Annotated in this window: 5 protein-coding genes; 4 read left to right on the plus strand and 1 reads right to left on the minus strand. The window is 65.9% G+C overall.

Annotated elements, in window-relative coordinates; translation table 11 throughout:
- The first annotated feature begins 128 nt into the window (after positions 1-128).
- Positions 129-1043 (plus strand): MBL fold metallo-hydrolase, encoded by a 915-nt coding sequence (locus tag ADADOO_RS06280; RefSeq protein WP_511275953.1) that lies wholly within the window; start codon positions 129-131, stop codon positions 1041-1043.
- Here ADADOO_RS06280 and ADADOO_RS06285 read toward each other — a convergent pair.
- Positions 1040-2203, minus strand: a complete 1164-nt coding sequence (locus tag ADADOO_RS06285) for a M20 aminoacylase family protein (RefSeq protein ID WP_511275955.1) — start codon at positions 2201-2203, stop codon at positions 1040-1042. The two genes, ADADOO_RS06280 and ADADOO_RS06285, sit on opposite strands and share 4 nt — an antisense overlap.
- Positions 2204-2273: 70 nt before the next feature.
- Between ADADOO_RS06285 and rapZ the strand changes: the two genes are divergently transcribed.
- The 3 genes from rapZ to ADADOO_RS06300 form a co-directional block, all read left to right on the plus strand.
- Positions 2274-3119, plus strand: a complete 846-nt coding sequence (rapZ, locus tag ADADOO_RS06290; protein ID WP_511275957.1) for an RNase adapter RapZ — start codon at positions 2274-2276, stop codon at positions 3117-3119.
- Between the two features lie 71 nt (positions 3120-3190).
- Positions 3191-3565 carry a NusG domain II-containing protein gene (locus ADADOO_RS06295; RefSeq protein ID WP_511275958.1) on the plus strand — a complete coding sequence of 125 codons (375 nt, stop codon included), beginning with the start codon at positions 3191-3193 and terminating at the stop codon, positions 3563-3565.
- Between the two features lie 157 nt (positions 3566-3722).
- Positions 3723-4176: Gx transporter family protein (locus ADADOO_RS06300; RefSeq protein WP_511275960.1), on the plus strand; the 454-nt coding region annotated here is incomplete at its 3' end.

Consider the following 4176-nt stretch of genomic DNA (forward strand, 5'->3'; position numbering starts at 1 on the left):
GACCCCGATTCCGGCTACTGCCTCGGCTGCGGCCGGCCGCCGCTGAGCGCGCCGGGCATCGTCGCCGAACTGGCCGTGCCAACGACGACGCCACCGGCCAATCCTGACGGCAGCCCGGAAAAACCGGAATGAGCCTTGATCTCCCGGCCAGCCTGCTCGTCCTCGAACGCGGCTGGCTGTCGGCCAACAACGTCCTGTTTTTCGACGGCGATCAGGCCACGCTGGTCGATAGCGGCTACGTCACGCAGGCCGAACAGACCGTCGATCTGGTCGATCACGCGCTCGCGGGCCGAACACTGAGCCGGCTGATCAACACCCACTCGCATTCCGACCACGTCGGCGGCAACGCCGCGCTCAAGGCCGCTTTCGACTGCGAGATCATCGTTCCGGCCGGCCTGCACGCCGCCATTGCCGAGTGGGACCGTGACGCCCTGCTCCTCTCGCCGCTCGGCCAGCAAGGCGCCCGCTTCCAGCACGACCGGCTGATCGACGCCAATGACGAGATCGAAATGGGCGGCCTGAACTGGCAGGCGCTGGCCGTCCCCGGTCACGACATGGAGGCGCTGGCCTATTACAACCCGGAAAAGCGCATCCTGATTTCCGGCGACGCGCTCTGGGAAAACGGTTTCGGCGTGATTTTCCCGGAATTGCTCGGCGAAGCCGACGGCCTGGCCAGCACGCAGGAAACCCTGGAAATGCTCGCCCGGCTGCCCATCGACATCGTCATTCCTGGCCACGGCGCCCCGTTTGCCACGGTCGACGCGGCTTTTGAGCGCGCTTTCCGGCGCCTCGGCAATTTCCGCAGCAATATCGGGCAACTGGCCTGGCATGCCATCAAGGTCATCGTTTCCTTTGCCATGATGGAAAAACGCCGGTTGCCGAAGGCCGACTTCCCCGCCTTCGTGCTCGCGCTGCCCTTCGCCGTCGACGTCAACAAGCGCTTCCTGAACCTGTCCGACGAGCGCCTGGTCGCCGGCGTCGAGCGCGAACTGCTGCTCGTGAGCGCCATCCGTCTGGTGGACGGGATGATGATGGCCGGCTAAGCGGCCGGCAGATAACGCTGGACGAGGCGCACCCAGTAACTGGCGCCGAGGGTCAGCAAGTCGTCGTTGAAATCGTAGTGCGGGTTATGCAGCGTGCAGCCGCCGGTACCCGGGCCGTTGCCGAGCCAGACGTAGCAGCCCGGCTTTTCGTTGAGCATGTAGGCGAAATCCTCGGCGCCCATCGAAGGCAGGATGTCGGTCAGCACGCGTTCCGGCTTAAACACCTCGTTGGCGACCTGGCGGCAGAATTTGGCCTCGTTGGCGCTGTTGACCGTCGGCGGGTAGCGATGGTCGAACTGGACGCTGATCTGCGCCCCGTTAGCGGCAGCAACGCCGCTGCACAGCCGCTCGATGGCCCGCTCGACCCCCTCCTGAACCGCCGGCTTGAAGCTGCGGATGGTGCCGCGCAAGACGACTTCTTCGGGAATGATGTTCCACGCCTCGCCGGCATGAAACTGGGTGACGCTGACGACGGCCGATTCGCAGGGGTGCAGCGTCCGGCTGACGACGGTCTGCAGCGCCTGCACCAATTGCGCCCCGGCGACGATGGAGTCGACGCCCTGATGCGGCATCGCCGCATGGCAGCCGTGGCCGCGCACGATGATTTCAAAGGCGCAGGTGCCAGCCATGACCGGCCCGGGCATGACGGCCATTTCGCCGACCGGGATGCCCGGCCAGTTGTGCAGGCCGAACACCGCCTCGACCGGGAAGCGCTCGAACAGGCCGCCCTCGATCATCACCGCGGCGCCGCCTTCGGATTCCTCGGCCGGCTGGAAGATGAAGACGGCGATGCCGTCGAAATCGGGGTGCTGCGCCAGATGGCGGGCGGCCCCCAGGAGCATGGCGGTGTGGCCGTCATGGCCGCAGGCGTGCATTTTTCCGTGATGCTTCGAGTGATGCGGAAATTCGTTCATTTCGCCCAGCGGCAGCGCGTCCATGTCGGCGCGCAGGCCGACCATTTTGGTTGAGGTGCCGGCCCGCAAAACGCCAACGACGCCGGTTTTGGCGATGCCGCGATGGACTTCGAGGCCGTAGCGTTCCAGTTCGCGCGCGACGATGTCGGCGGTCCGCTTCTCATCGAAAGCCAGCTCGGGGTGGGCATGGATGTCGCGGCGCAGCGCGGTCAGTTCGGCCAGGAATGGCAGGTCGAGCAAGGGCATGATCGTCTCCTCTTTTTTATATTATGCCGCGGGTTGATACGGGGCGCCGCCTTGATTATGCTCTGCTTCCATGAAACTCATTCTCATCAGCGGCCTCTCCGGCTCGGGCAAATCCGTCGCCCTGAACCTTCTCGAGGACGCCGGCTACTACTGCGTCGACAACCTGCCGGTGGTCATGCTGACCTTTCTCGCCCGCATGTTGAACGATGAAGGCGTGCAGAAAGTGGCGGTGGCCATCGACGGCCGTTCCGGGCACGGCATCGACCTCGTCCCGGAAAAGCTCGAAACCCTCAAGGAAGCCGGTATCGAGGCGACTTTCCTGTTTCTTTTTTCAAACGAGGAAACGCTGCTCAAGCGCTACTCCGAATCCCGCCGTCGCCACCCGCTGGCCACCACCAAGCAGACACTGATCGAAGCCATTCGGGCCGAACGGACCTTGCTCGAACCGATATCCACCCTCGGCCACCGCATCGACACGAGCGGCATGAAGGCGGCCGGCCTGCGCGAATGGGTGCGCCAGTTCATCGAGGTCGAACCGGGCCAGGGCCTGACGCTGATGTTCGAATCCTTCGGCTTCAAGCATGGCATACCGCTCGACGCCGATTTCGTTTTCGACGTGCGCTGCCTGCCCAATCCGCATTACGACCCCGAACTGCGCGGCCTGACCGGCCGCGATCAACCCGTCATCGACTTCCTCGAGGGGCAAGGTGAGGTCACCCTGATGCGTGAGGACATCCACCGTTTTATCGCCACCTGGCTACCCAGCTTCATCCGCGACAACCGCAATTACCTGACCGTCGCCATCGGCTGCACGGGCGGCCAGCACCGCTCGGTTTACCTGGCCGAATGGCTGGCCCGGCAGTTTTCCGATGGTATCCGCGTCCTCGTCCGCCACCGCACACTGGCCGGCGGCTGAGGGTGCTGCTGGCTGATATGCCACGGTCAACCGGAAAAAATGGCCAAAATTGAAATATCCCCGTGCCGGCCATGTCCTGGCTGGCGCTGATCCGCCCCGGCGACGGGCTGATCATGCTGGTCAGCGCACTTCTGGTCGGCGCCAGCATCCCGGTTTTCTGGCAGGGCGGCCTGGCCGACCGCGCCATCATCCGCCAGGAAGGCCGCGTCTTCGCCGAGGTCGACCTCAAAGCGCGCAAGCAATACGCAGTCGCCGGCCCGCTCGGCACCACGCTGATCGCCGTCGAACCGGGCCGCGCCCGTGTCGTTTCCGACCCCAGCCCGCGCCAATATTGCGTCAAGCAGGGCTGGCTCATGCGCCCCGGCGAAATCGCCATCTGCGCCCCCAACCGCGTCAGCGTCCAGATCGCCGGGCGGACCAAGATCTATGACTCGATCAGTTATTGACCACGCGTCTGGCGCAGCCGCTGCCATGCATGGCGAGGCGAGCGAGACAGCCGGCGCTGGCGCCGAAGGCGCACCCAACTCGTGGCGAGGAGACCCCGGGCCGCGGCCCGAGGTGACTCAACTCACCGTCACCGCCGAAGACCGCCGCGTCGCCTGGCTGGCCACGGCGGCCGTCGGCCTGTCGCTGGTCGACGCCGCCATCCCCTCGCCGTTGCCCGGCGTCAAGCCGGGGCTGGCCAACATCGTCACGCTCGTCGTGCTGGCCCGCTACGGCTGGGGTACGGCCGTCTGGGTCAGCGCCCTGCGGGTTTTGGCCGGCAGCCTGCTGCTCGGCTTCTTCCTCGCCCCCGGCTTCTTCCTGTCGCTCACCGGGACGACGCTCAGCCTGCTCACCCTCGGCCTCGCCCGCCATCTGCCGGCCCGCTGGTTCGGCCCGGTCAGCCTGTCCATCCTCGCCGCCTTCGCCCACATCGGCGGCCAGCTGCTGCTCGCCCGCGTCTGGCTCATCCCGCACGACGGCGTCTTTCTGCTCACCCCGGTCTTCGCCGCCGCGGCACTGGTTTTCGGCACCATCAACGGCCTGATCGCGGCTAAACTGCTGGCTGAACCTG

Source organism: Azonexus sp., from assembly GCF_036170495.1.
Taxonomy (GTDB): domain Bacteria; phylum Pseudomonadota; class Gammaproteobacteria; order Burkholderiales; family Rhodocyclaceae; genus Azonexus.

Bases quoted from the DNA above. Each gene is read 5' to 3' on its own strand.
- ADADOO_RS06280 (WP_511275953.1), top strand. From the start codon at position 129: ATGAGCCTTGATCTCCCGGCCAGCCTGCTCGTCCTCGAACGCGGCTGG.
- ADADOO_RS06285 (WP_511275955.1), bottom strand. From the start codon at position 2,203: ATGCCCTTGCTCGACCTGCCATTCCTGGCCGAACTGACCGCGCTGCGC.
- rapZ (WP_511275957.1), top strand. From the start codon at position 2,274: ATGAAACTCATTCTCATCAGCGGCCTCTCCGGCTCGGGCAAATCCGTC.
- ADADOO_RS06295 (WP_511275958.1), top strand. From the start codon at position 3,191: ATGTCCTGGCTGGCGCTGATCCGCCCCGGCGACGGGCTGATCATGCTG.